Origin of the sequence: Alteromonas profundi (assembly GCF_010500865.1) — a bacterium.
Lineage (GTDB): Bacteria > Pseudomonadota > Gammaproteobacteria > Enterobacterales > Alteromonadaceae > Alteromonas > Alteromonas profundi.
This window is the reverse complement of the sequence record NZ_JAAAWN010000001.1, coordinates 182,003-207,817: the sequence shown is the minus strand read 5'-3', so window position 1 is coordinate 207,817 and position 25,815 is coordinate 182,003. Positions and strand designations below refer to the sequence as shown.

Sequence of the window (25,815 nt, the reverse complement as noted above, 5' to 3'; positions counted from 1 at the left end):
ATGGTAACGTTTAAAGACCAACTTTATGCATGGAGGGGCGTGATTTTCGCGCTCTTCCTGCGAGAGTTACAAAGTAAGTTTAATGATAAATTTGGCTTGGGTTGGGCATTTTTAGAGCCTTTTGTATTTATCCTCGCCCTTTCGTTTTTTAGAAGCCTTCTTAGTCCTGGCGATGTGCACTCCGTCCCCCTTTTTATCTTTATGATGATAGGTTTAATGGGGCTACAGTCGCTTACTACATGCCTACAATCGGTGTCGACATCCATTCGACGTAACAAGCCTCTGTATGCGTTTAGGCAAGTTCAGCCCTTGTCGGCTGTATTAACAGCGGGCTTTTTAGAATTTTTTATTAAGGTTGTCGTGGTAGGGCTTATTGCCGTCGCCCTTTATTTAATGGGTGAAGATTTTGCCATACATGACCCTTTATTATTAATCTTCTTGTTTTTAATGCTGTGGGCATTTTCAATTTCTATCGGCCTTATATTTGGTATAGCGGCCGCCTTCGTGCCCGAAGTAGATAAGATAAAATCCATGTTAACCCGGCCACTCATGTTCATCTCTTGTGTATTTTTTAGCTTGCAAGATTTACCTGAAAAGTTCTGGCCTTACTTAACCTGGAATCCGTTGGTTCATTTTAATGAGTTAGCCCGTTATGCCTGTTTTGAATCTTACGGCCATAAAGGCGTTTCGCTTTCTTTTATTATTGAAGTTACCGTTGTCTTCGTATTTTTAAGCCTTGCGATGTATCACATTACGTGGAAGCGGGTACTATCTCGATGATTAAAATTGAAAACCTAACCAAGAGCTACCCCAGTAAAATGGGCCCTCAGTACATTTTTAGAAACCTGAACTTTAATTTTCCTACCGAAAATAACGTGGCAATTTTAGGTAAAAACGGTGCAGGTAAATCGACCCTTTTTCGTATGCTTGCTAAAAGTGAATACCCAGATAGGGGCCGCATTTTAACGAATAAAGCCATGTCATGGCCGGTGGCGCTACAAACTGGTGTACACCCCCAGATGACTGGCCGTGAAAATACGCGATTCGTGGGACGTATTAACAATGTTCGCTCACTGCCTGAATACGAAGAAAAAGTGCAAGCGTTTGCCGAACTGGGTAAACGTTTCGATCTTCCGGTGCGCACCTACTCCTCAGGTATGCGGGCGAAGCTTGTCTTCGCCTGTTGTATGAATATTGATTTTGATATTTACCTTATCGATGAAGCGACGTCTGTGGGCGACCCTTTATTTAGGAAAAAAGCACGTTTATCGCTGAAAGAAAAGAGTGAAGAGGCGGGCGTTATTATGGTTAGCCACGAGCTCGATCAAATACGAGAATTTTGCACCTCTGCGGTCATTATTGATGATGGCAAGTTATCTTACTACCAAGATCTCGAAGAAGGCATCGATGTTTATACGCAGGATGCAGCAAACAAGAAATCGTTAAAATAGGTTTATTACAGTGGAAAAATCACTTACACAACTCAATGCCCTTCTAAAGAAAAATAAGACTTTGTTGCTTATTCTTCCCTGGGTACTTTATGCATTTTATCTCATTGTATGGGCGGCGCCGCAATACGAGAGCCACAGCCAGCTTATTGTTAAATCCACCGACGGCGGAAGTAGTTTTGACCCCTCATCACTATTAGCGTCGGCAGGCGTAGGTGGGGGCAGCTTCAGTAACGAAAGTCAACTTGTGGAAGCCTATATCCAGTCGGCCGATATGATTAAGTATTTAGATGAGACAATTGGATTACGGGAACATTATTCCTCTGATACTGCGGATATGTTTAGCGGTTTACCGGAAAACCATAAACAAGAAGACTTTTTCAATTTCTATCGTGACCATGTAGAAGTGAGTGTCGACTCAGCGTCATCTGTTATCTCGCTACGCACCCGTGCGTTTAACCCAGAGTATGCGCTTACTATCAACCAAGCGATTGTGCGCAAAGCTGAAGAGTTTATTAACAATATAAATAATGATTTAGCAAAGTCGAAGCTTACCTTCGCTAAAGGCGAGCATGAAATTGTTGAACAAAAGTTGCAACAGGCCAAATCAGAAATTTTGGGCTTTCAAGCTAAATACAATGTGTTAGACCCTACCGCTGAGGGCGCTGCGTTTCAACAAATTGCATTCTCGTTAGAAGCAACCTTGGCGCAAAAGAAAGCCGAATTGAGCACCATGTCTACGATGATGTCGAACATGGCACCAGAGATTATTAATATCCGTCGCGAAATATCAGCACTACAAAAAGAAGTGGAAAAGCAAAAATCACGCATTAACACTGCCGAAGGAGAAGGCGAAGAGTTATCGGTAAGCGAGCTAATGGCTCAGTACAGTAATCTACAGGTTCAGTTACAGTTGGCTATCCAAGCATACTCGTCATCGCTTATTACCTTGGAGAACGCCCGTGTGGAAGCCTATCAAAAGCTTCAGCACCTTGTAACGGTAGAGTCGCCTACCCTGCCAGACGATAATGCCTATCCGAAAGTTATTTATAACCTAGTACTGTTTGGTGTAATTTTACTACTGGCGTACGGCATTATTCGTATTATTGTCGCCACCATTCGCGAGCTTTAAATAGCAGCCCCACCCGTACCCTCTGTACAGGTCAACCGACTTAGTTGTTCAATACTTAGTCGGTTGACACTGCATTTTAGTAGATTACCGCGTTAAAGTTGTGTCTTTAGGCTAGCTCTAGTATAAGAAGCTATCCTCTAAAGGAGCATGATTAAAGAGCCGACCTAAACAGCGCTCTACAATAACAACCATAAGCAATATGGAATTAAAATATAATTATGAAACCATCTAACGATTCAAGTTTCTTCGGCCATCCAGGGGGCCTACAAACTTTATTTTTCACAGAAATGTGGGAACGAATGAGCTATTACGGCATGCGCGCGCTGCTAGTAATCTTTATGATGCTGGCAATAGAGCAGCAAGGCCTAGGTCTTGATAAAGAGAACGCATACGCGATATATGGCTTATACACCGGAGCCGTTTACTTCATGGGCTTGTCAGGGGGCTGGTTAGCTGACCGCTTGTTTGGCGGCCAAAAAGCGGTGTGGTATGGCGGCCTCATTATTATGAGCGGTCATATAGTATTAGCGATACCGACTACCTCAACCTTTTTCGTCGGTCTTATTTTAGTTGTTCTGGGTACAGGGCTGCTAAAACCGAATATCAGTGCCATGGTAGGCCAGCTATATGGCGAAAAAGATTCCCGCAGAGATAGTGGCTACACACTCTACTATATGGGGATCAACATTGGCTCTATCATTGGTAACTTCGTGTGCGGCTGGTTAGCTGTAGAGCAGGGCTATCACTGGGCATTTGGTGCCGCGGCAGTAGGTATGGGGCTCGGGCTCATTCAATACCGATTAACGCAGTACAAACTTCCAGAGGCTTCGAGTAAACCTACTGTTAGGCTTTCAGCATCGGGGGTAAAAAATAGCTGGACAGGTATCATCGTATTTTTAGTTACCCTAGCTGCGGTTACGTATGCAATGTCGTTTGGCTACCTTGTTATTGATGTAGTTCAGGTTGCCGAATACGTGGCCTATCTATTTACTGCTATTTTCCTCCTGTATTTCTCATTTATCTTTTTCTTTGGCGACCTTAGTGTAAACGAGAAAAAACGTATGATTTCTCTGTTCCTTATTTGCGTTGCATCGGCATGTTTCTTTGCCGGATTTGAACAAGCAGGGGCATCGTTGAATGTTTTTGCCAACGAAAACACCGATAGAATGCTAGATATTTTTAGTCTTAATTTTGAAATACCTTTTGCATGGTTCCAAAGCTTAAACTCAATTTTCATCATCGCGCTATCACCGTTTTTCGCCGTATTGTGGATTCAATTAGGCAAACGCATGCTTGACCCTTCTTATGGCGTAAAGTGTGCTATCGGTACGCTAATAATGGGCAGTGGCTTTGTAGTAATGTTCTTTGCTGCTATGTATGCTGCTGGCGATCAAAAAGTGGCGCCCTATTGGCTAGTGGCTACTTATTTCCTACATACCGTGGGCGAACTTTGTTTAAGCCCTGTGGCGTTAAGTGCCGTCAGTAAACTCTCTCCACGTCGTTTCTCGGGACAGTTAATGGGGTTATTCGTACTTACCTATTCAATAGGCAGCGTAATAGCTGGCGTTATGGCCGGTGCATTCGGAACAGATGAGTCTGGCGATGTAACCGCGTTATTTAGCAACGTAGCAACGTTTGCTGGCATAATCGGTTTTGTTGTACTGATACTTGCGCTAATTACACGCAAATGGGAAAAGCTTCCTCAAGAAGATAATCTTACTACTGCGAAACCTTAACTGGGTGTAACAGGAACGTAAAGAGATAAACAGTTCCAACTGGTGTTACAATCACCTACAATAACCGCCGTAACAGTCTTTGTTTCGGCGGTTTTTTATTTGAGTATGCTATGAATTTTTATTTCTCCACCCGACGTATTCCCTCACTGCAACACCTCCCTCTCGCTGAACGTATGGAACGATTGGACGCGGCTTCTAAAAAGTTGACGGTTCCAGAAAAGACACTATTGAACTTATTAAAACTGCTTATCATAGTGCCGGTATTTGCGTTAATCTTACAAACTGCATCAAACTGGACAGCTTTACTCTGGGCTGGCTTCGTATTTTTACTATACCCGTTATTAGTGAAGCCAATTCAATACTCCATGAGTGCGAAATATTTACCCTCTGCATCAGAAAAGGAAAATGAATGAAGACTATCTTAGTGACCGGTGGCGCAGGTTATATTGGCAGCCATACTGTTCTTCAACTATTAGCACAAGATTATAGTGTGGTAGTACTCGATAACTTATGTAACGCCAGTGCAGAATCGCTACGCCGGGTTGAAGCTTTAGCAAACCGCTCGGTAACATTTGTGCAAGGCGATATTCGCGATACCGCGGTACTAGATGATATTTTTAGTGAACACGCTATTTTTGCGGTTATCCACTTTGCCGGGCTAAAAGCTGTTGGTGAGTCGGTGCAAAAGCCTCTTTCGTATTACGAAAACAATGTGTATGGCACGCTTACTTTATGTAATGCAATGCAAAAGCACCAAGTTAAAAACATTGTATTTAGCTCATCTGCTACTGTTTACGGCGATCCGGCTTCCTTACCTTTAAGAGAAGATATGGCTACTGGCCACCCCACTAACCCTTATGGCATGTCAAAGCTCATGGTTGAGCATGTTTTATCTGATTTATATGTAGCCGATAACGAATGGAACATCGTGCTTCTACGTTACTTTAACCCTGTAGGCGCCCATGCTTCTGGTCAAATAGGCGAAGATCCAAATGGTATCCCCAATAACCTTATGCCCTATATCTCGCAAGTTGCCACAGGTAAACTGGAAAAACTGAGTGTATTTGGTGACGATTACGATACCCCTGATGGCACTGGCGTACGAGACTATATACACGTAGAAGACTTAGCCAACGGTCACTTAAAAGCCTTAGACCGCCTAGCCCTTAATATGGGGTTGGATAAGTATAACCTAGGTACAGGTCAAGGTTACTCTGTATTAGAAATGGTCAAGGCATTTGAGAAAGCTTCAGGTAAGTCGATTCCTTATTCAATAGCGCCGCGCAGAAGCGGCGATGTAGCAGCATGCTATGCTGACCCGACTAAAGCAGCTACTGAGTTAAACTGGCATGCGGATAAAGGGTTAGATGCAATGTGTGAGGACACCTGGCACTGGCAGTCTAACAACCCTCAGGGGTATCCTAAAGACAACTAGGCGGAAACTCGCCATTAAAAAAACCCTCATACGAGGGTTTTTTTTATTTTATCGTGAGTGTGACTGACGCACTATGATAAGTGAATACCGTTAACTACGGGTTTTCATTTTCCTGCTCTTTGTCTACCTCGTCTGTGATGCTTTCCACCTCATCGTACTCTTCATAATCAAGCATAGATTCAAACTCTGCAAAGTCATCTAATTGCTCTTCATCTATGGCTTTTTCACTACTTTTGCCATCTGAGACTTTAAAAGCCAAGTTTTCAAAATACGCATTTTTAATAAACGCATAATCATCCACTGACTGTTCAATTTGCGACTCTTGGTCAATCAAAGAGGCGCGAGTTTCAAGCAAAGAGACCAGGTAGCGCGCGATTGCAAATTGGCTATTGATAACTGCCATCGGATAAACAGTGCCATCCACTACTTCGCCCGTAAAACTTCTTGGGTCGTTAGGGCCAAGTGCAGGCAGCATCAAAAATGGCCCCGTACCCACACCCATAGTACCAAGGGTCTCGCCAAACTCTTCTTCTTTCTGCTCAATACCTATTTTTGTGGCAACATCAATAGTGCCAAAAAGCCCAATAGAGCTGTTTATTAAAAAACGGGCTAAGCTGTCCAAACCATCGTCAACTTTGCCTTGAAACATATTGTTTAACATATTAGCGGGCTCTTGAAGGTTTTCGGCCGCATTCAGTAAGCCAGTACGGGCAAACTGTGGCATCACTGTTACATAGCCTACGGTTACCGGCCTTAAAATATAGGCATCAAGAACTTCCCAGTTAAAGTCCCACATTACGCGGTTAATAGGTTCTAAAGGATCGCGAGGATCTGCGCTATCAATCTGAGTTTGATTGGCACTATCATTTACTTGGTGTGCGCCGTTGTTCGTTGCACAGCCTGTTAGCAACACAGAAAAAAGAACACTGCTTAACACAAGCCATTGAGATTTATTAATCACTCTAGTTCCTTATTAATAATGATATTTACTTTTTGTACCTGTTGAGATACCACATTCGCGGTAGTGCTGCCTTCCCACTCCCCAGCCTTCGTTGCCACATTCTCATCTTCTGAAATGCGTGCCGTTAGCTTAATCTTTTTCAAATTCGTCAGGCTGTATTGCGCTAGCATTGCGTCTTCACTGGTAAGGGACACGGTCAATGGGAAACGACCTAACGGTAACTTGACCACCGCCGCCGGCATTCTATTTTCGCTATTCGCATCTTGCGCGAAGACAATTAAAAATCCATCTTCAGGAATAGAATCACGGGCAACATCAGCAAGTGAAATGCTGATTGAATACCCCGTTTTTTCATCCATCTGTTGGCTCGGATTGGCAGCGGACCGTTCATTAGGTGTAATTAGCGCGTTGGCTTGCGCTTCTAGCTGGGCAATTCTGCTTGCTAACCGCTCTGCCATATCACTGTCAGAAGGCAGTTTGTCTTTCACTTGCGCATAATAGCGCTGAGTATTATCTAAGTCACCAAGTTGTGCTGACACCACCGTCATCATCAGCGCTAAATTGTCGTTTTGTGGGTTAGCGCTTAGCAAATCAGCCAAAATACCTTGTGAACGAGTAAGGTTATTTACTTCGCCTGTGCTTAGTAAGGCCTGTGCTAGGGTAATTCGGTTGGCCTCTTTTTCGGGCGCCAAGGTAACGGCTCTGTCTATCGCCTCAATGGCTTGAACCTCTTCGCCAAGGCTCAACATAAGTCGGCCATAATACATCCAACCTGTGTCATCACCGGGTGCCTGGCGCAAACGTTGGCGAATAGCCAGCGCTAGATTTGCGATATCCTGGGGCGACAAATTAGTGCCGTTGCCACTTGCAAGCTGTTGACTAAGCTCAGGTAGCGCGGCGACAGCATCAGAGGCCTTTTGCACTTGCGGTATCTGATTTACATTCACGTATACCAGCACACCTACCACCAGAGCGAGCAAAGCGCCCACACTAAGAGGAAGTAACGCGCTTCCCGTCTGCGCTTTCTCAAATGCTGCTTCATCAACCAAGGCTAATTTAAGCTCATCTACCGCTTGGCGTTTATCACGCTCGCTAATGAGCCCTTCTTTTACTTCTCGGTCTAACTCCCCTAGGCGTTGTTTAACAATTTGTGCATTGTTTAAACTGTCCACTTTTGCATGATTTTTACCCCGCAACCAGGGAAATACCACCGCCATAATAACTAAGGTTATTAAGCCAGATACAATCAAATAGAATTCCGACCAACTCATTCTCTTTCTTGCTCCAACATTTTGTCCGCCTTGGCAAGCTTCGCGGCCATATCTTCGGGTTGACTGTTAGGTCTGCGGCGAATAATAAAAATAAATGCAATTATCACGAACAGAACAGGGGCTGCCCACAACCACATAGTAGCTGGCGTTACCGGCGGCTGGTAATGGACAAAATCGCCATAGCGGGCTTTCATATAGTCAATGACTTCTTGCTCAGATTTACCTTGCTTTAATAGGGTATATACTTTTCTTCGCATATCGTGAGCAATCATCGCGTCACTGTCGGCAATGTTCTGATTTTGGCACATCGGGCAGCGTAACTCCGCCGTCAATGATAAAAATTGAGCGCGCTGTGCAGGTGTCTCAAAGGCAAAGTTATCTTCAGCGGCGTGTGCGTTGAATGTGAAAATAGTCGCAATACAGAAAATAAACCACTTCATATTGCCGCAACCTTTTCAGCTTGCGATTCTTCCACCAGCTTTTTATACATAGGGCCTACTTTGTTTGTCCACACACGTTCATTTATATCGCCAATGTGATGCATACGAATAATTCCATTGGCATCAATTAAAAAGTGCTCAGGCGCGCCTGTTACCCCTAAATCCAACGAGGTATCACGATACACATCAAAAATATTGAAGGCATAAGGGTTACCATATCGTGCAAGCATATCGGTCACTTCTTGCTGCACCCGTGATAAGGTTTTTGTGCCAAAATCGGGGTCGAGATCTTGGTCGAAGTACAGCCCAACAATATTAACGTTTTGCTGTTCCTTTAAAGCGGTTAAATAAGGCATTTCCACCGCACAGGTTACGCACCAAACGCCCCACACATTCAGCAGAGTTACCCGTCCTTTTAACGATTCTGCGGTATAGGTAATGTCAGGCTGCATCAAATCTGGTAATGAAAACGCTGGCACAGGCTTACCGTTGGCCTGTGAATCTAATTCTCTGGGATCAGAGAACAAGCCTTTGAATAAAAATACCACCAATAAGCTAAACAGTAATAATGGGATAATAACCAAGGGGGCTTTTTTCATTACGCATCTCCTGTAGCTTGTTCAGGCACAACCTTACGAAACGCCGCGGTGACTTTTTTCACCTTAGCCATGCGGTAGCGCTTATCACTTATCGAACATATCCCACCTATAGCCATTACCACTGCCCCGGCCCACAGCCATACCACGAAAGGTTTAATGTAAATACGAATAGCCCATGCACCATCGTCTAATGGCTCGCCCATGGCAATAAACAGGTCGCGACTAATGGTTGAATGAATGGCAGCCTCGGTCATCGGCATACGTTGCACTGTGTACATACGTTTTTCCGGCGTTAGCGTAACCAAAGGTTGCCCTGCTTCTGCCACATTAAATACACCAGCGTCGGCGGTATAATTAGGGCCATCAGCCTGAGTTAATGCACTAAAGGTGAAGTCATAACTGCCCAGGGTGACGGTTTCTCCTACTTCCATACGCACGTCACGTTCCATCTCATAGTTTGATACGAGTGTTATTCCAATGATACTGATAGCAAAGCCAACATGTCCCAGCACCATACCCCAGTGGCTCGGTGTAAGCAGGCGCAGTTTCGCTAAAGTACTGCTATTTGATGGCGTAGACGACAGACGTTGAATAACTTCTAATACCGTAGTTACCAATATCCAAAATACTAAAATCATACCTAACACCCCCATATACGTTGGGGTGTCGTAGGCAAAATTAACTAATATTCCCGCGCTTAGCGCTATACCACTTGCCACTAACAGTTGTTTTTTTAGCGCCGCCGCGCTTTGTTGCTTCCAACGCGTTAATGGCCCTAGCCCTAAAATAAGCACAAAGGGCACTATCAATAGGGTAAACATCTGGTTGAAGAAAGGTGCGCCTACCGAAATACTGCCCAAGCCTAACTCTTTATGCACTAAGGGCAGCAAAGTACCAAGCAGAACAACCAGCGTGGCTGCGCATAGGAAAACATTGTTCCCCATTAAAAGTACTTCTCGTGAAAAGGCTTGATACCGTCCTGGGCTTTTAAGTGATGAAGCCCGCATAGCGTACAGTAACAGTCCAAAACCACTTAAGGCGATGAGGATACCTAGAATAAACAAACCACGGGTAGGATCACTGGCAAACGAATGCACTGAAACAATAACGCCTGAACGGACTAAAAAGGTGCCTAGCAAGCTTAAGCTAAACGCTGCGATAGCCAATAATACCGTCCACGATTTAAATGCTTTACGTTTTTCGGTAACGGCTAAAGAGTGCATAAGCGCTGTACCTACTAGCCAGGGCATAAAAGACGCATTTTCTACAGGGTCCCAGAACCACCAGCCGCCCCAGCCAAGTTCATAATAAGCCCACCAGCTCCCTAGCGCGATACCTACTGTTAAAAATGACCACGCAGCAATAACCCAAGGGCGTGACCAACGCGCCCATGTAGAATCTAACTGCCCTGAAATTAATGCAGATATTGCAAACGCGAAGGCAACAGAAAACCCTACATACCCCATATACAGCATAGGCGGGTGTATTATCATGCCGAAGTCTTGCAGCAATGGATTAAGATCCCGCCCATCGACAGGAAAAAATGGCAGCATACTATCGAAGGGGTTAGAGGTAAGCAGCATAAATAGATAGAAACCGATCCCTACCATACCAAGTACCGACAACACTCTTGCTACCATAGCTAACGGGATCCCACGGCTAAATATAGCCACCGCTACCGTCCATATCGACAACATTAACACCCACAATAGGAAGGATCCTTCGTGGCCGCCCCACACTGCCGTTATTTTATAATAAATCGGCAATTTACTGTTCGAATGCTGCGCCACATAGGCCACGCTAAAATCGTCGGTGACAAAAGCATAGGTCAGACAAATATAAGCAATGAGGGTGAAGAAGAACAAGCCGATGGCTAAGGGTTTGGCGGTTGCCATAAGCGTTTCATGCTGTCGATGCGCGCCCCATAGCGGGTAAACGGCAAGTAAAATCGACAGCACCAGCGCTAGTGTTAACGCTATATTACCAATTTCAGGAACCATAACTAACCTTCTCCAGAGCCGTTTTGAGAGGCGTTGTTAGGATTAACGTGTTTAATTCCTTTCATCTTCTCTGCCAATTCAGGGGGCATGTACTCTTCGTCATGTTTAGCCAACACTTCCTGGGCCTTAATTTGGCCTTCTGCGCTAAGCACACCGGTTGCAACAATTCCTTGTCCTTCGCGGAATAAATCAGGCAGAATGCCATTGTAGGTGACAGTAACGGTAGGGCCGGTGTCTATCAAATCAAAGCGCACGGCCAAACTTTGGCTATCGCGACTCACGCTGCCTGGAACCACCATCCCACCAATACGCAGCCGCTGTCCAACTTGGGGCTTTTGGCCATTTTTACCCTCTATAATTTCACTTGGGGTATAAAATAAATCTATACTATCGTTTAATGCGAAAAGCATTAAGCCGATAGCCCCTGCCACCAATGCGACTATTATTCCTACCACGGCCAAGCGCTGCTTTCTTCTTGGATTCATGCCACTATCTCACTTCAAGGCTGATAAAACGGTTATTCTGGACTTATGTCTGCTGTTTTTGCTCGCGCCCGTTTTATACGAGACTGACGAGCCTGTTCGGCAACAACCGACTTGAGTAGTACCTTATGTTGTCTATAACTGCCCACAGCAAGTAGCAACATGGCACCGAAGGTGACGGCAAAGGACATCCACACGTAAAACGCATAACCACCCATTGCTAAAAATGATGAAAATGATTCGAATTGCATCGTTACTTCTCCCCTTTTTGCGCCAACTTAACCACCCAGGGTCTATGCATTTCACGAACAATAATCTCGTTACGAAGACGCACTGTGGTGACAGCCGCTATAAATAACGCAAAGCCGAGTAAATTAACTAACAACGGCCATAACATCTCTGGCGCAATAGATGGGTTGTCAAACTTACTAATGGTGGCGCCCTGATGCAAGGTATTCCACCACTCAACGGAATAGTGAATAATGGGAACGTTTATCACTCCCACTAAAGCCATAATACCCGCCGCTTTACCGCCTTGTTGTTTGTCTTCAAACGTACCGTAAAGAGCGATAACGCCGATATAAAGGAACAATAGAATAAGCTCAGAGGTGAGTCGTGCATCCCATACCCACCACGCGCCCCACATAGGTTTGCCCCATGCCGCTCCAGTGAACAAGGCAATAAACGTCATTACTGCACCTACTGGTGCCATAGCAATCATTGCCATATAGGCCGTTCGCCACTGCCACACCATACCAACCAAAGCCGCTACCGCCATAGCCACGTACGTACTCATTGATAAAATAGCACTAGGTACATGAATGTAGATAATTCTAAACGAGTCACCTTGCTGATAATCCTGCGGCGCAAACGCTAACCCCCAAACAGAGCCAATAAGCAAACACGCCAACGCTCCTACCCATAACCAGGGTTGCAAGGTTAAACATAACTGGTAGGCATTTTCAGTTTTAGCGTAGGGATGTAACCACTTCCACATCAGTTTTGACTCACTTTTAACGAATAAGCAATAGCGAACGGCGCAAGCGCTAAGGCCAACAACAGCATGGCGCCAATAATAGCAAGTTGAGGATAATAAGGTAATTGCAGTGCGGCAGAATCTACCGCAGACGTGGCAAATATCAGTAACGGGATAAAAACAGGAATTAACAACAAAGCCAGTAATACGCCGCCGCGCTGTAACCCTATGGTGAGCGCCACGGCAATGGCGCCAATTAACGACAATAAAGGTGTACCCACTAACAAGGTTAATAGTAAGGCTATGTACATAGGTAAGGTTAAATTCAAAAACAAGGCTAATAATGGCGATAAAATCAGTAAGGGCACAAAACTGACTAACCAATGTACCAGCACTTTTACCGCAGCAATTGCGCTAAGCGGCACACCTGAAAGAGTATATTGCTCAAGAGAGCCGTCATTAAAATCGTCTCTAAATAATCGCTCTAGCCCTAAGAGCGAAGAAAGAATAGCTGCAATCCATATAACTCCGGGCCCAATACGCTGAAGGGTATCAGGAGAAGGACTCACCCCTAAAGGGAACAAGGTAACGACCATTAACAAGAACATTAATGGCTGCACGAGTTCTGATTTTTGCTGAAATGCGATCCGCAAATCTCGCTGGGCTATGCCTATCAACAACGCACTCAAAAACGGTACTCCAAATCAAGCGTGGTGTGATCGCCCGCTAGGGCTGATAAAGGTTGATGGGAGGTGGTCATTAGCATGCCCCCTTCTTTAACGTGGGCAGAAAATTTACGCTCTAGCCATGCCACCCCATCTATATCTAGTGCCGTAAAGGGCTCATCCAATATCCACACTGGCGCTTTTTTTAACCACAAACGACTTAGTGCAACCCGTCGCTGCTGACCGGCGGATAAAAAACGCACAGGTATATCTTCAAGCCCCACTAAACCGTTAATTTCCAACACGTGATATATATCACTAGTAGCCACTGCCACTTGGTGTTGTGCGGCCCAGTAATGCAAATTTTCAATCGCCGATAAGGCACTGTTAAGCGCCGTTTTGTGGCCTAAATAAATAAGCGATTTTGCATACGTATTAGACGTGCGTATGGGCGTACCTTGATAATATATTTCCCCCTCGTCGGCGCTGCTCAACCCAGTGACTATACGAAGTAGACTGGTTTTACCGGCACCATTTGGCCCGCGAAGGTATAAAAGCTCACCTGGCTTCAAGCTAAAACTTAATGCTTCAAATAAAACGCGATCCCGTTTTATACAGGTTAGCCCAGAGGCACGTAAACCGGACAAGCACACTCCTTAACGTGGAATTCATCGACAAAAAAACGGCGATAGTTTACCACATACACCAGCTTTCGCAGTCGTGAAAAGTAATTAAATATGATTTACTTCAAACACAAATTACGTGAATGCTTGGAGTGTAAAGCGAGATACCCTTATCCGTGCAAATTTCAGTGGTAGCGCTAAACTTAAAGTCACTTATGCCGATACCTTTGCTATGACATCTTCTCTTTCATCTATTCTCGCCAATGTAGTACAGGGCGATGCTAGCGCGTCTCAAACCGCGTCATCTGCGCTTAATGCATTATCGCAAGCTGCCCGTTTAGCCACGGCGGCAAACGTAACCCTTGCTCGATTGCCGGAGCAAATTCTACAAATTCAAACTAATGGTGTGCCAAGCGCCCAAATTAAATTGCCCCCCTCACTTAATTTACCGCCAGCCAGCAAATTACAACTTGCCGTTATATCTTCTGAAAGTAACGCTGAAGGTTCACAAAAAGATACCGGCATTGTTATTAGTCAAGGTTCCGGGATCAAAAGTACACAGGTATCAGCACAGCAAATTGCGCAACTTACAGCAGCCCTATCTAAGCTTATAGCCAGCCAGAGTCATGTAGGGGCGCAAATAAACGGGCATATTCAACACCGCGACACCACTAGCATTCAAGTAAGTCTTCCAGCAGGAAACACCGTGAAAATAGCGCTTCCTTCTCAACAGGCAACGCTTGTACCAACGCTACAGCAAGGCCAGTCCGTATCATTATCAGTTAGCGGGGATGGTGAAGGAGCGCTGCAGTTAACCGTGTCAGCAAACACATCTTCGCGTTCAGTGCAAAACCATGCTTTCGCGCAGAAAAGCCCTCAAACACACGCCAAAAATGAAGCATTGGTCACAAAAATCGCCCCCTCAAGCACACATACCCAGGCTTTACTGACAAGCGCATTGAAACAGGGTGGCATAGCCATTAGTCAGCAAGCAAATCAGACAACAAGTGCGCTTGAAAAGTACTTACCACCACAAAAATCGGCAACCATGGTGCAACAAGCGTCACTATTCACATTAAAAGGCAATAGCCTTACCTCAACCACAGTCGCCTCTCACGCTGTAACTAAATTCGCTATTCCATCCTCGCTTCAATCGCGTGTTACTCCACTCTCTGCTGAAACCCTTTCTGGTAACCAACAACATTTGCTTAAAAACGTGGTAACAGCGGGCGCATTGCCTGTGGCAGAAATAATTACTGCGTCTAAAAACGAGCGCGGGATAACCCCTGAGCAAAGCCCCCATAAAAGCGCGTCGCCAACATCAACGCAAGGGGCGCAGCATTCAGTTGATACGGCTAGTACCCAAACCAAACCCTCACCTACTGACGAAAATATAAAAGGAAGTCAGGTACACCAGGCAATCATCGCCCTTTCCCGTACCTTATTAAGCCAAACAGGATCTACACAGCAGGCCTTGTCGCAACTACTTACCATTGTAAATGCGGGGCGCGCCCGTGATGCTAGTAGCCCGCAAGTAGCTACCCAAAGCCCTGTTAATCGAACGCCCCAAGAGGCTTTAACGTCCCAAGCATTATCATTAGAAACGCTTTCTCCTCAAACAAAGCAGTTTTTAAACAATATAGGGCAGGCACTTACGCCTTTAAATAACAATGCCCCCGTTCCACTTAGTAATCCGCACGAAAGCAAGGGCAAAGAAAGCGCGTCGTTAAATGGCCCTTCTGATGCAGCAACCAGTACAAAAAGAGACAAAAAGCCTGATGCTCTGGCCGTACAAAACGCCAAGGCAGAAACCGCTTCACTGCCACAAAGCGAAAACTATGTGAAGCGCGCGTGGTCTCAACTTACCGGTGCATTGCTGGCGAATAACAAGGCCATAGGTAATTTTACAATAAACACTGCTACGCAGTCGGTGAATACCACGCAACAAGATACGGGGGCGAACAAACCAACCCGCAACCAAGATTTAGATGCCGCTACCCTAGCACTTGAGAAAGATAAAGGCGCACCAAAAGCCTCTTCTCCTGCATCGCACGCCGACACTACCAATGGTCAAACGGGAAGCCCGCAATTGCTTTCAGCTCGAATACAAAGTTTACTTACTACCCCGGCGCTAGCCACTACACCACTTATGTTAACAAATCCGGTAACCAGCTCTAGTTTCGTGCAAGGCTTGGTAGCGCTGTTACAAGTTTCGTTAGCAGGTCGCGCTATGCAGCGCCAGCCTAGTTTAGCTGCCTTGGTTGAGCGCCCCGATAGCATAGTCAGTAAAACACTGGCCACCAACGGCGTACCAACAGGCAATAGCAGTAAAGTGGCGCAAGATGTCGCTTCACTTGACGCCCGTTCAAACCTTTTGGCTAATTTAAAAACCTTGTTGGCGAATCATCAACAAAATAAAGTTTCACAAGTAGATGCCAGGGTTCAAGGCCAAGATAGTTTTTACTATGTGTTACCTTCCCTAGCGCAACAAACAGCCGCACCTGAATTACTCATTCAGCGAGAACCCGACAGGCATCACAAAGAGCAAAGTGCAACGGGCAAGCACAGGCAATGGAACATCACCATGAAGCTAGAGGTGGGCGAAATAGGTGAGGTGTTAGCAAAGTCGAAAATTAAAGGCGAGACAATCACGCTTGATCTTTATGTCTCTAACCCTGTGCTGTTAAGCCGAGTTGGCGACACTTTGCCCTACTTAAAACAACGTCTTAGCGAATTAGGCTTAGAAGTAGAGTCGAGTAGTTTCCAGCGGGGAAATATTCCTAGTACGTTGAATACCCGCCCCCACCAGATATTTGAGACACGGGTATGAATGATAAAGCGAAGCGCGCTATAGGGCTTAAGTACGACAGTACTGACAAAAAAAACGCGCCTAAAGTAGTGTCCAAAGGCTATGGCGATTTAGCCGACGCTATCATTAATTTAGCGCAAGAAAATGGCGTACTTATTCACGAGGACCCCTACCTTAGTGAGGTATTGAGCCGCTTAGATATAGGACAGGACATCCCTGAATCATTGTATTTTGTGATTGCCGAATTACTCGCCTATTCCTATGTTTTACAAGGTAAGGTACCGCCTGGCTGGGAAGACATAGTAAAACATATCGATTTCACGGTATAGGTAAGGTGTAGCCTAATACAAAAACGCCAGCATGAGCTAAACAAATATACCCATGCTGGCTGTAATTATAGTGACAATTTCACCCCCCTTTTGGGGCCTCTACGTTATCTAAATAGTACTTTTTCTTTGTTAAACCAGTAAACACAAAACGCGATAAGCGCACCTGCGATTATGGCTGTAGAGGTAAAAATACCAAATAAAGCAAAGTAATCCATAGTGCCTTTAAACAATTCTTTCATGGCAAGCGCCACGTTAGTAAGCGGCACCCAAATCCACCCGCCTTTTAACTCCACGCCCGGCATCATGGCAATAATAACAGGGAAAATGACCACCATAATAAGTGATCCCATATAGCTTTGCGCTTCTTTAAAAGATCGGGCATAGATAGACAGTGACAATAAAACGGCTGCAAAAATAGCAACAACGGGGATAAGCATAAGAAATATAAGTACAAAGTCGAGAATACCTACCATTGCCATAACTTCAACCACAAATTCTACGGCCATCCCCTGAGACAGTATAATCCCCCAAAGGGCCATGGAAGACACGGTTATTAACGCCGTAATTAATCCCGCACAACAAATAGTTAAAAACTTACCTAATACTAACTTATATCTATCCATGGGAGAGATGAGTAAGGTTTCTAACGTACCCCGCTCTTTTTCTCCCGCACCAAGGTCAGAGGCTGGTGCCATAGCGCCCTGTAAGCACAGAATAAATATAAAGTAAGGTAACAAGCCTCCAATTCGCTCGCCCCACACTTCTCTATCATCAGCGATATTTTGTTGTTCAATTACTATGGGGGCTAATAAGGCTTGTTGCTGCTTTTCATTTACCCCTAGGCGTTTGAACCCATCATTTTGGAAAGCTTGGGTATATACATCAACTATTTCAGAGACTCTTCTATAAACTTTGTTTAACCCTGCGTCGTTAAGGTAGAGGTTAATTTGATGCTGGCCGGAAGTTAAGACATCATCACTAAAGGTTGACGGTATCTCTAACACGAAGTCTAGCGTTTCAGACTTGATTAAACCGGCGTAGTCAGCATTTTCCTCTATCTCGATTAACTCAAACTTATCCGTCTTAGCAGCAAACTCTTGCGCTATAGCAGGGGCATACGCGTCACCTACAATGGCGTATTTTAAAATTTCACTTTCAGCTTTTTCAGCGGCGTTACTCATAAAGAAAAACGCAACCCCGAAAATAAGCGGGAACAATAGAAGCGGTAGCCCAATCATAAAAATAATAGTTTTACGATCACGAAGTAGCTCTTTAAATTCCTTTTTAAAAATTAACCACATTTTTGTGCTACTCCTGTTTCCATCGATAGGGTTTTCATAAAACTCTTGTGCATTTGGCCGTCTGATAAGGCACTAAAGTTTGCCAGCGTATCGTTAAACACAGTTTCACCTTGATTAATTACGGTTACTCTGTCGCACAATAGCTGTACTTCATCCAAATGGTGAGTGGAAAATATCACCGGTGTACCTTTTGCTTTAAGACGATGGATAAAATCCATTACGGTTCCTGTAGCCATAATATCTAGGCCTGTCGTGGGTTCATCTAGTACCACAAGTGAAGGTTCGTGAATAACCGCGCGGGCGATAGACGTTTTTTGTTTCATGCCAGAAGAAAAGTTTTCTGCACGTCTATCTAAAAAACTGTGCATATCCAATAAATCAGCCATTTCATCAATTCTATCTGCAATGATTTGTTTATCGATGCCATGTAACTGTCCGAAGTAGGCAATATTTTCCCGTCCGGTTAAGCGCCCATATAGCCCAGTAGAACTCGATAAAAAACCGATTTTCTTTCGCGCAATAAGTGGGTTAGCCAGCACATCTTCGCCATTAATTAATACCGAACCTTTGTCAGGTGTTAGCGCCGTAGATAAAATACGTAAGGTAGTGGTTTTTCCTGCGCCATTTGGGCCAAGTAAACCTAATACTTCGCCTTGTCCGCAGGTGAAAGACACATCTTTTACCGAATTGAAGAAGCGGCCTTTTAAGCGCGGATCTTTCTTTTCTTGCTCGCTGAGCTTTTTTGGGTTTTCTACCGCAAAACGCTTCGCAAGGCCCGATATATTTATCATTGTTGTTCCCTATTAGCCTCTGAATATTTACAAACCATATTAGTCTTGGCTTTTTATTTATTATTACACCTTTAGGTATTTTTATTTCATAAAGCTAACAAGAACCAGCGCTAAATTGTTAGTAAGTGTGAAGCACAAACAAAAAAACCGCCAAAAGGCGGTTTTTTTAAATCGTACATTCTTGTCTTATTCTGGTGCTACATCATCATCAGCTACCGCTTCTTCGGCTTTCACCGTTTTAGGCAGTAATAACTCTGCACGTATTTGCTTTTCAATGTCATCTGCAATAGCAGGATGCTCTTTCAAATACTTCATGACGTTTGCTTTACCTTGGCCAATTCTATCGCCTTTATAGCTATACCAAGCACCAGCCTTATCAACCAATTTTTGCTTAACCCCAAGGTCAATCAATTCCGCTTCCTTACTGATACCTTCGCCATAGCGAATCATAAATTCAGCTTGTTTAAACGGCGGCGCCACCTTATTTTTAACGACTTTCACACGGGTTTCGTTACCTACTACCTCGTCACCTTCTTTCACTGCACCAATACGACGAATATCTAAACGTACCGACGAGTAAAATTTAAGGGCGTTACCACCTGTGGTGGTTTCAGGTGAGCCAAACATAACACCAATCTTCATACGAATTTGGTTAATGAATATACACAGTGTATTCGAGCGTTTAATGTTGGCTGTTAATTTACGTAGTGCTTGTGACATTAGACGTGCTTGCAAACCTACGTGAGAGTCACCCATATCACCTTCAATTTCGGCCTTAGGCGTTAGTGCTGCAACCGAGTCAACAATAACCACATCAACGGCGCCTGAACGCACAAGCATATCGCAAATTTCTAGCGCCTGTTCTCCGGTATCCGGTTGAGAAACCAGTAGTTCGTCAATATTAACACCTAGCTTTTCAGCATAAACAGGGTCAAGGGCATGCTCAGCATCGACGAATGCGCACGTTTTACCTTTACGCTGAGCTTCGGCAATAACTTGCAAGGTAAGCGTGGTTTTACCTGAAGATTCAGGACCGTAAATTTCAACCACGCGGCCACAAGGCAAACCGCCTATACCTAGCGCGATATCAATAGTAAGTGACCCTGTTGAAATGGCTTCAATATCCATGGCTTGGTTATCACCCAAGCGCATAATGGCACCCTTACCAAATTGTTTTTCAATTTGGCCTACAGCGGCGGTGAGGGCTTTTGATCTGTTATCGTCCACGTTGGTATCCTCTAGGATTAGCGGTTAAATTCTATTTTGGTACATTATTCTTTCAGCACAATGCTTTAAGTAAACTTTGCTTTTGTTTCGCCAAGCTGTTTACTAATACTGTTTAAAGCAACATTAGATTCATGCCATCGGCTTTTTATACCCCAACGGCTAAAAAGCGTTTGCTAGCCAGCCCTAATTAATTGCTTGTTATTCGCTTATCCAGCTTTCATTAAGCGGTAACTCACAATGAAGTAACTAAGAATGCTGCAAATAGTACCAACTGATGGCCACATTCTATACTGTACAAGCATACAGTTTCAAGCTGATTTTAAGATTTATATAAACTGTGAAAGCAACGGCGTCTTTTCGGCGGTGTTTTTATTTAGGCTAACTTTACACCACGTGTATATCACTAGGTATTAGAAGGTGTGAGTAAGCCAATAAGGTGGCTAACGGCGAATTCTATTGCTAGGGTTCTTACGGTTTCCCTGTCTCCTGCGAATACTTTTTTCACTTGGGTACTTTCGCCATTACACAGAAACCCAAACCAAACCGTGCCCACCGGCTTATCCGCACTTCCCCCCTCAGGCCCAGCAATACCACTTACCGTCACCACTAATTCTGCAAGACTATGTTGGTGCACGCCCTTTGCCATTTCGTAAACGGTTTGCGGTGACACCGCACCATGATTTTTTAGGGTCTCATGACTTACCCCTAAGTTTCTTTGCTTTGCCTCATTGGAATAGGTAACCCAAGATTGATTAAACCATCGTGAACTGCCGGGCACACTGGTAAATGCGTAGGCAATGCCTCCACCGGTACAAGACTCTGCACAGGATACCGTCCAGCCTTTTTCGCATAGGGCATTACCTAAGGCTTCAAGTTGCCCACTTAGTGCCCGGTTAAGGGACACTTTGTCTTGATTTAACTCACTAGCAGTTGAAAATTCTTGGCTCATATCAATAATACACAGCTACGAATAAATGCAGTCAGTCTAACATGCTGAACTTCTGTTAACATAGTCACTATATCAGTAGCTATTCTACTTTAAAGACACGAGGCTTTTTTGGAATCACACACGCCAATGATGCGCCAGTACCTTAGCATAAAGGCGCAGCACCCAAATATTCTGCTTTTCTATCGCATGGGTGATTTTTACGAACTCTTTTTTGACGATGCAAAAAAAGCAGCGGAACTTCTCGACATATCCCTTACTGCCCGTGGCAAGTCTGGCGGCGATCCCATACCTATGGCCGGCGTGCCATATCATGCCGTAGAAAGCTATCTTTCGCGGTTGGTAAAAATGGGCGAATCTGTAGCCATATGTGAACAGGTAGGCGACCCGGCCACAAGTAAAGGCCCAGTTGAACGACAGGTTCAGCGTATAGTAACGCCTGGTACAGTAACTGATGAAGCCTTATTAGAAGAGCGCAGAGACAATGTACTGGCGGCGGTCTGTGGCCATAGTAGGCATTATGGGTTGGCAACATTGGATGTCACCAGCGGCCGCTTTATTGTAATTGAATGCGACAATGACGATGCCTTACTAGCAGAAATTCAGCGGGTTAACCCCGCAGAATTACTCTACCCAGAAGGCTTTGAAAGCCTAGCCCTTATCGAACAGCGTAAAGGCTTACGCCGCCGTCCCGAATGGGAATTTGATATAGACACCGCGAGCGAACAGTTAAACGCGCAATTTGAAACCAACACCCTTGATGGCTTTGGCGTAAAAGGTATAACCAAAGGGTTAGGCGCTGCTGGCTGCGTGCTGCAATACGTAAAAGATACCCAACGCACCGCTCTGCCCCATATTAAAGCCATACAAACTGAGCAAGGGGACAGCCGGGTACATCTTGATGCAGCAACCCGTCGCAACCTTGAGCTTACGCACAACCTAGCAGGCGGCCAAGAAAACACATTGTTTAGTGTGATGGATAGTACCACCACCGCCATGGGAAGCCGTTTGTTGCAACGGATAATACACTCTCCCATTACCGACCAACATGAACTACAAAGCCGCTTAGATGCAATTGACACATTAATTGGACAGGCACCCGATGATATTCGCCAGCAGTTAAAATCAATAGGCGATATCGAACGTATAATGGCTAGGCTTGCGCTTCGTTCTGCCCGCCCCCGCGACTTTGCTCGGCTTAAAAACGCGTTTAATAGTTTACCCAGCCTACAAGACGCCTTAGCTAAATACGATGTCCCTCAATTAAACAGTTTAGCGAAGGTAATTGGTACTTATCCTGAATTACAGGCGTTGCTAAATCGGGCCATTATTGATAACCCTCCCGTGGTTATTCGTGAGGGTGGCGTAATAGCACAGGGCTATCATGAAGAACTCGATGAGTTGCGTAAGCTGTCAAAAGGAGCCACCGATTATTTAGAGGCGATGGAACAACGTGAACGCGAGCGCACCGGTATTTCAACGTTAAAAGTGGGCTATAACAAGGTGCACGGCTTTTTCATTGAAATTAGCCGAGCCAATAGTGCAAACGCCCCGGCTGAATATATTCGCCGGCAAACGTTGAAAAATACCGAGCGTTTTATAACCCCTGAACTTAAAGAGCACGAAGATAAAGTACTTAGCAGCCAAGGTGCCGCCTTAGCGCTAGAAAAGCAGCTTTACGAGGCGTTATTTGATGAATTCGCCCCTCGGCTTAATGCCTTGATTGATAGTGCCGCCGCGCTTGCCAAGCTTGATGTGCTGTGCTGTTTTGCCGAACGTGCGATTACTCTAAACTGGTTTCGCCCAACACTCAGTCAAGATAATGTGCTTACCTATGAGTCCGGTAGGCATCCAGTGGTAGAACATGTAATGAAAGACCCTTTCATTGCCAACCCTCTGCAGCTAGACGATACCCGCCGCATGCTCATTATTACGGGGCCAAACATGGGGGGTAAATCAACCTACATGCGCCAAACTGCGCTTATCGCCTTGTTAGCGTGCATTGGTAGCTTTGTGCCTGCAGAAAATGCCCACATTGGTAAGCTAGATAGAATATTTACCCGCATTGGCGCCTCCGACGACCTCGCTTCAGGGCGGTCTACCTTTATGGTTGAGATGACAGAAACGGCCAATATTCTGAACAATGCTACTGAACACTCGTTAGTATTAATGGATGAAATAGGCCGCGGCACCAGTACCTATGACGGGCTATCTCTGGCTTGGGCTTGCGCCAGCTATCTCTCCACCAAACTAAACGCTTATACACTTTTCGCTACCCACTATTTTGAATTAACAGAGCTGCCCGACACTCAGCGTGGAATTGTAAACGTGCATTTAAACGCTGTGGAATTCGAAGACACTATACGCTTTATGCACACTGTCTCAGAGGGAGCCGCTAGCAAAAGTTTTGGCCTCCAAGTAGCCCAATTAGCCGGCGTACCTAAAGCGGTGATTAATGCTGCCCAGCAAAAGCTGGCAATTTTAGAGTCTACCCATGTAGTTACCCAAAACGATGCAGTTGGCGATACAAGTACTGATACGCAGATAAAAGACGTTTCCTCGCCCCAAGCGGTAAAAGGCCAAGCAGAGATGCGCTTTCCCGATAAACCAAACCCCGTACTTGAGGCGCTGGAAAACCTATCGCCGGATGAGCTTTCGCCACGTCAAGCACTCGATTTAATCTATACCCTTAAGCGGCTAAGCCAAACTTAACCGCATAAGGGTAAATAAATTGAGATGGCCCTAGGTAAATGCGCCTCTATTTTGGCTTGGGCGTATTTTTTCTTTCACTTTACCGTGATTTTGGCCCATCTTGATGTAGGCAATTTAGCGCAGGCAAATTGATTGTCTGCTCGCGCTATTTTGCGTATACTATTGCCCCGTCCAATGTGTGGGTGGTTTTCTTCTTAAACTACGCTCATATTTACCATACAACCCAAACGTTCTAGGTTTCGCATGACAAATTATATTTTCGTCACCGGTGGTGTAGTTTCATCGCTTGGTAAAGGTATTGCCGCAGCATCACTTGCCGCAATTCTGGAAGCCCGCGGGCTCACCGTAACCATGTTAAAGCTCGACCCTTATATTAACGTCGACCCGGGCACTATGAGCCCTATCCAACATGGTGAAGTATTTGTTACCGATGACGGCGCAGAGACTGATCTTGACCTTGGCCATTACGAGCGTTTTATTCGTACCCGTATGACTAAGCGTAACAACTTCACCACAGGACGTGTTTACGAAGAAGTGTTAAAGCGCGAGCGCCGCGGTGACTATTTAGGCGCCACTATTCAGGTTATCCCTCATATTACGAACGAAATTAAGCGTCGTGTTGTTGAGGGCGCTGAAGGCCATGATGTGGCAATCGTTGAAGTGGGCGGTACAGTGGGTGATATTGAATCTCAACCATTCTTAGAAGCCATTCGCCAATTAGGTACTGAAGTTGGCCGTGAACGCGCAATGTTCATGCACCTTACGCTTGTGCCTTACATGCCTGCCTCGGGTGAAGTAAAAACTAAACCCACCCAGCATTCTGTTAAAGAGTTGCGCTCCATTGGTATTCAGCCTGATATTTTAGTGTGCCGCTCTGTAGGCGCGTTGCCTGCTAGTGAGCGGTCAAAAATTGCGTTGTTCACCAATGTAAATGACAAAGCGGTTATCTCACTAAAAGATGTAGACAGTATTTACCGTATTCCTGCAGCATTAAAAGCGCAAGGTATGGACCAACTAGTTGTAGACCGCTTCGGTCTTAACTGTGAAGAAGCCGATCTGTCTGAGTGGGAACAAGTACTCTATGCTGAGTCTAACCCAACAGCAGAAGTAAATATTGGCATGATTGGTAAGTACGTAGAGCTTCCCGATGCCTATAAGTCGGTAAATGAAGCACTTAAGCATGCGGGTCTTAAAAACCGTCTTACCGTGAATATTTGCTATATTGATTCACAGGATGTAGAAAGCAAAGGGTCACAAATTCTAGAAAATTTAGATGCTATATTGGTGCCTGGAGGCTTCGGTGAACGCGGTATAGAAGGCAAAATTGCCGCCGCACGCTACGCCCGCGAAAACAATGTCCCTTATTTAGGTATTTGTTTAGGTATGCAAGTTGCGCTTATTGAATATGCGCGCAATGTGGTAGGTATGGAAAACGCCAACAGCACTGAGTTTGACCCTGAAACGCCTTACCCGGTTGTTGGCTTAATCACTGAGTGGTTAGATTCTGCCGGCACCACTGAAATACGTACAGAGAATTCTGATCTTGGTGGTACTATGCGCTTAGGTAGTCAGCTTTGTCATTTAATTGAAGGTACAAAAGTACACGAAATGTATGGCAACGCAGAAATCTATGAGCGTCATCGTCACCGTTACGAAGTGAACAACAATCTTAGAGATCAAATTGAAGCTGCTGGGCTCAAAGTAAGTGGTTTGTCCACTGACAAACGACTTGTAGAAGTAGTGGAAATACCCGACCATCCTTGGTTCATCGCGGGTCAGTTCCACCCTGAGTTCACTTCAACCCCTCGGGATGGCCACCCGTTGTTTACCGGCTTTGTAGCCGCAGCTGGCAAGTACCAGAAAGAAAATCACTAATTTCTAATAAAGGGAACGCTCTCTCCCGTTGCGTTCCCAAACAATTGTTGAGGAAGA

Annotated in this window: 24 protein-coding genes; 10 read left to right on the top strand and 14 right to left on the bottom strand. The window is 45.0% G+C overall.

Annotated features, from left to right (window positions below):
• The 6 genes from GTH32_RS00910 to galE all read left to right on the top strand — a co-directional run bounded on the left by GTH32_RS00910 (position 1) and on the right by galE (position 5,751).
• Complete coding sequence (locus GTH32_RS00910; RefSeq protein ID WP_163083352.1) at positions 1–780, top strand: ABC transporter permease; 780 nt, start codon at positions 1–3, stop codon at positions 778–780.
• Positions 777–1,451, top strand: coding sequence for an ABC transporter ATP-binding protein (locus GTH32_RS00905; protein ID WP_163083351.1), 675 nt, complete (start codon positions 777–779; stop codon positions 1,449–1,451). The genes GTH32_RS00910 and GTH32_RS00905 overlap by 4 nt, the downstream gene beginning before the upstream one ends.
• A gap of 10 nt (positions 1,452–1,461) precedes the next feature.
• The gene (locus tag GTH32_RS00900; protein WP_163083350.1) at positions 1,462–2,580 is read left to right on the top strand and encodes a capsule biosynthesis protein; all 1,119 of its coding nucleotides are present in this window, start codon (positions 1,462–1,464) and stop codon (positions 2,578–2,580) included.
• 218 nt (positions 2,581–2,798) lie between these two features.
• The gene (locus GTH32_RS00895) at positions 2,799–4,316 is read left to right on the top strand and encodes a peptide MFS transporter (RefSeq protein ID WP_163083349.1); all 1,518 of its coding nucleotides are present in this window, start codon (positions 2,799–2,801) and stop codon (positions 4,314–4,316) included.
• A 110-nt stretch (positions 4,317–4,426) separates the two neighbouring features.
• Positions 4,427–4,729, top strand: coding sequence for a DUF6170 family protein (locus tag GTH32_RS00890; protein ID WP_163083348.1), 303 nt, complete (start codon positions 4,427–4,429; stop codon positions 4,727–4,729).
• Entirely contained in the window at positions 4,726–5,751 is a 1,026-nt protein-coding gene (gene galE, locus GTH32_RS00885) for a UDP-glucose 4-epimerase GalE (protein ID WP_163083347.1), read from the top strand. Before GTH32_RS00890 ends, galE begins: the two co-directional genes overlap by 4 nt.
• A gap of 94 nt (positions 5,752–5,845) precedes the next feature.
• Here the strand turns inward: galE and GTH32_RS00880 are convergent, their stop codons facing one another.
• From GTH32_RS00880 to ccmA, 10 genes are read right to left on the bottom strand one after another with little or no spacing between them, the layout of a single operon-like run.
• On the bottom strand, positions 5,846–6,712 hold the full coding sequence (locus tag GTH32_RS00880) for an MlaA family lipoprotein (RefSeq protein WP_163083346.1): 867 nt from the start codon (positions 6,710–6,712) through the stop codon (positions 5,846–5,848).
• The gene (gene ccmI, locus GTH32_RS00875) at positions 6,709–7,983 is read right to left on the bottom strand and encodes a c-type cytochrome biogenesis protein CcmI (RefSeq protein WP_163083345.1); all 1,275 of its coding nucleotides are present in this window, start codon (positions 7,981–7,983) and stop codon (positions 6,709–6,711) included. The genes GTH32_RS00880 and ccmI overlap by 4 nt, the downstream gene beginning before the upstream one ends.
• Positions 7,980–8,423, bottom strand: coding sequence for a cytochrome c-type biogenesis protein (locus GTH32_RS00870; protein WP_163083344.1), 444 nt, complete (start codon positions 8,421–8,423; stop codon positions 7,980–7,982). Before GTH32_RS00870 ends, ccmI begins: the two co-directional genes overlap by 4 nt.
• Positions 8,420–9,022, bottom strand: coding sequence for a redoxin family protein (locus GTH32_RS00865; protein WP_163083343.1), 603 nt, complete (start codon positions 9,020–9,022; stop codon positions 8,420–8,422). The genes GTH32_RS00870 and GTH32_RS00865 overlap by 4 nt, the downstream gene beginning before the upstream one ends.
• Entirely contained in the window at positions 9,022–11,022 is a 2,001-nt protein-coding gene (locus tag GTH32_RS00860; RefSeq protein WP_163083342.1) for a heme lyase CcmF/NrfE family subunit, read from the bottom strand. Before GTH32_RS00860 ends, GTH32_RS00865 begins: the two co-directional genes overlap by 1 nt.
• Positions 11,023–11,024: 2 nt before the next feature.
• Positions 11,025–11,507 (bottom strand): cytochrome c maturation protein CcmE, encoded by a 483-nt coding sequence (gene ccmE / locus GTH32_RS00855; protein ID WP_163083341.1) that lies wholly within the window; start codon positions 11,505–11,507, stop codon positions 11,025–11,027.
• 32 nt (positions 11,508–11,539) lie between these two features.
• Positions 11,540–11,755 carry a heme exporter protein CcmD gene (gene ccmD / locus GTH32_RS00850; protein WP_163083340.1) on the bottom strand — a complete coding sequence of 72 codons (216 nt, stop codon included), beginning with the start codon at positions 11,753–11,755 and terminating at the stop codon, positions 11,540–11,542.
• Positions 11,756–11,757: 2 nt separating this feature from the next.
• Positions 11,758–12,501 carry a heme ABC transporter permease gene (locus tag GTH32_RS00845; RefSeq protein WP_163083339.1) on the bottom strand — a complete coding sequence of 248 codons (744 nt, stop codon included), beginning with the start codon at positions 12,499–12,501 and terminating at the stop codon, positions 11,758–11,760.
• Positions 12,501–13,169: a heme exporter protein CcmB gene (gene ccmB / locus GTH32_RS00840; RefSeq protein ID WP_163083338.1), complete on the bottom strand. Its 669-nt coding sequence runs from the start codon at positions 13,167–13,169 to the stop codon at positions 12,501–12,503. Before ccmB ends, GTH32_RS00845 begins: the two co-directional genes overlap by 1 nt.
• On the bottom strand, positions 13,166–13,792 hold the full coding sequence (ccmA, locus tag GTH32_RS00835) for a cytochrome c biogenesis heme-transporting ATPase CcmA (protein ID WP_163083337.1): 627 nt from the start codon (positions 13,790–13,792) through the stop codon (positions 13,166–13,168). The genes ccmB and ccmA overlap by 4 nt, the downstream gene beginning before the upstream one ends.
• Positions 13,793–13,907: 115 nt before the next feature.
• Between ccmA and fliK the strand changes: the two genes are divergently transcribed.
• Both fliK and GTH32_RS00825 read left to right on the top strand, forming a co-directional pair.
• On the top strand, positions 13,908–16,598 hold the full coding sequence (fliK, locus tag GTH32_RS19680) for a flagellar hook-length control protein FliK (RefSeq protein WP_163083336.1): 2,691 nt from the start codon (positions 13,908–13,910) through the stop codon (positions 16,596–16,598).
• Positions 16,595–16,906, top strand: a complete 312-nt coding sequence (locus GTH32_RS00825) for an EscU/YscU/HrcU family type III secretion system export apparatus switch protein (RefSeq protein ID WP_163083335.1) — start codon at positions 16,595–16,597, stop codon at positions 16,904–16,906. Before fliK ends, GTH32_RS00825 begins: the two co-directional genes overlap by 4 nt.
• A gap of 104 nt (positions 16,907–17,010) precedes the next feature.
• Here GTH32_RS00825 and GTH32_RS00820 read toward each other — a convergent pair whose 3' ends face one another.
• The 4 genes from GTH32_RS00820 to GTH32_RS00805 all read right to left on the bottom strand — a co-directional run bounded on the left by GTH32_RS00820 (position 17,011) and on the right by GTH32_RS00805 (position 21,174).
• Positions 17,011–18,207 carry an ABC transporter permease gene (locus GTH32_RS00820; RefSeq protein WP_163083334.1) on the bottom strand — a complete coding sequence of 399 codons (1,197 nt, stop codon included), beginning with the start codon at positions 18,205–18,207 and terminating at the stop codon, positions 17,011–17,013.
• On the bottom strand, positions 18,198–18,998 hold the full coding sequence (locus GTH32_RS00815) for an ABC transporter ATP-binding protein (protein ID WP_163083333.1): 801 nt from the start codon (positions 18,996–18,998) through the stop codon (positions 18,198–18,200). The genes GTH32_RS00820 and GTH32_RS00815 overlap by 10 nt, the downstream gene beginning before the upstream one ends.
• Before the next feature lie 186 nt (positions 18,999–19,184).
• Positions 19,185–20,225, bottom strand: a complete 1,041-nt coding sequence (gene recA / locus GTH32_RS00810) for a recombinase RecA (protein ID WP_163083332.1) — start codon at positions 20,223–20,225, stop codon at positions 19,185–19,187.
• A gap of 403 nt (positions 20,226–20,628) precedes the next feature.
• Positions 20,629–21,174, bottom strand: coding sequence for a CinA family protein (locus tag GTH32_RS00805; protein WP_163083331.1), 546 nt, complete (start codon positions 21,172–21,174; stop codon positions 20,629–20,631).
• Positions 21,175–21,300: 126 nt separating this feature from the next.
• On the opposite strand from GTH32_RS00805, the gene mutS reads away from it, so the two are divergent.
• Entirely contained in the window at positions 21,301–23,883 is a 2,583-nt protein-coding gene (mutS, locus tag GTH32_RS00800; RefSeq protein WP_163083484.1) for a DNA mismatch repair protein MutS, read from the top strand.
• Positions 23,884–24,126: 243 nt separating this feature from the next.
• Entirely contained in the window at positions 24,127–25,758 is a 1,632-nt protein-coding gene (gene pyrG / locus GTH32_RS00795) for a CTP synthase (RefSeq protein WP_163083330.1), read from the top strand.
• Positions 25,759–25,815: the final 57 nt, after the last annotated feature.

Coding starts and splice junctions, on each gene's coding strand:
- ccmI (WP_163083345.1), bottom strand. CDS start 7,983: ATGAGTTGGTCGGAATTCTATTTGATTGTATCTGGCTTAATAACCTTA.
- GTH32_RS00815 (WP_163083333.1), bottom strand. CDS start 18,998: ATGATAAATATATCGGGCCTTGCGAAGCGTTTTGCGGTAGAAAACCCA.
- GTH32_RS00890 (WP_163083348.1), top strand. CDS start 4,427: ATGAATTTTTATTTCTCCACCCGACGTATTCCCTCACTGCAACACCTC.
- GTH32_RS00865 (WP_163083343.1), bottom strand. CDS start 9,022: ATGAAAAAAGCCCCCTTGGTTATTATCCCATTATTACTGTTTAGCTTA.
- GTH32_RS00870 (WP_163083344.1), bottom strand. CDS start 8,423: ATGAAGTGGTTTATTTTCTGTATTGCGACTATTTTCACATTCAACGCA.
- GTH32_RS00860 (WP_163083342.1), bottom strand. CDS start 11,022: ATGGTTCCTGAAATTGGTAATATAGCGTTAACACTAGCGCTGGTGCTG.
- GTH32_RS00895 (WP_163083349.1), top strand. CDS start 2,799: ATGAAACCATCTAACGATTCAAGTTTCTTCGGCCATCCAGGGGGCCTA.
- GTH32_RS00805 (WP_163083331.1), bottom strand. CDS start 21,174: ATGAGCCAAGAATTTTCAACTGCTAGTGAGTTAAATCAAGACAAAGTG.
- GTH32_RS00905 (WP_163083351.1), top strand. CDS start 777: ATGATTAAAATTGAAAACCTAACCAAGAGCTACCCCAGTAAAATGGGC.
- GTH32_RS00820 (WP_163083334.1), bottom strand. CDS start 18,207: ATGTGGTTAATTTTTAAAAAGGAATTTAAAGAGCTACTTCGTGATCGT.
- galE (WP_163083347.1), top strand. CDS start 4,726: ATGAAGACTATCTTAGTGACCGGTGGCGCAGGTTATATTGGCAGCCAT.
- GTH32_RS00845 (WP_163083339.1), bottom strand. CDS start 12,501: ATGTGGAAGTGGTTACATCCCTACGCTAAAACTGAAAATGCCTACCAG.
- GTH32_RS00910 (WP_163083352.1), top strand. CDS start 1: ATGGTAACGTTTAAAGACCAACTTTATGCATGGAGGGGCGTGATTTTC.
- pyrG (WP_163083330.1), top strand. CDS start 24,127: ATGACAAATTATATTTTCGTCACCGGTGGTGTAGTTTCATCGCTTGGT.
- ccmE (WP_163083341.1), bottom strand. CDS start 11,507: ATGAATCCAAGAAGAAAGCAGCGCTTGGCCGTGGTAGGAATAATAGTC.
- ccmD (WP_163083340.1), bottom strand. CDS start 11,755: ATGCAATTCGAATCATTTTCATCATTTTTAGCAATGGGTGGTTATGCG.
- GTH32_RS00825 (WP_163083335.1), top strand. CDS start 16,595: ATGAATGATAAAGCGAAGCGCGCTATAGGGCTTAAGTACGACAGTACT.
- mutS (WP_163083484.1), top strand. CDS start 21,301: ATGATGCGCCAGTACCTTAGCATAAAGGCGCAGCACCCAAATATTCTG.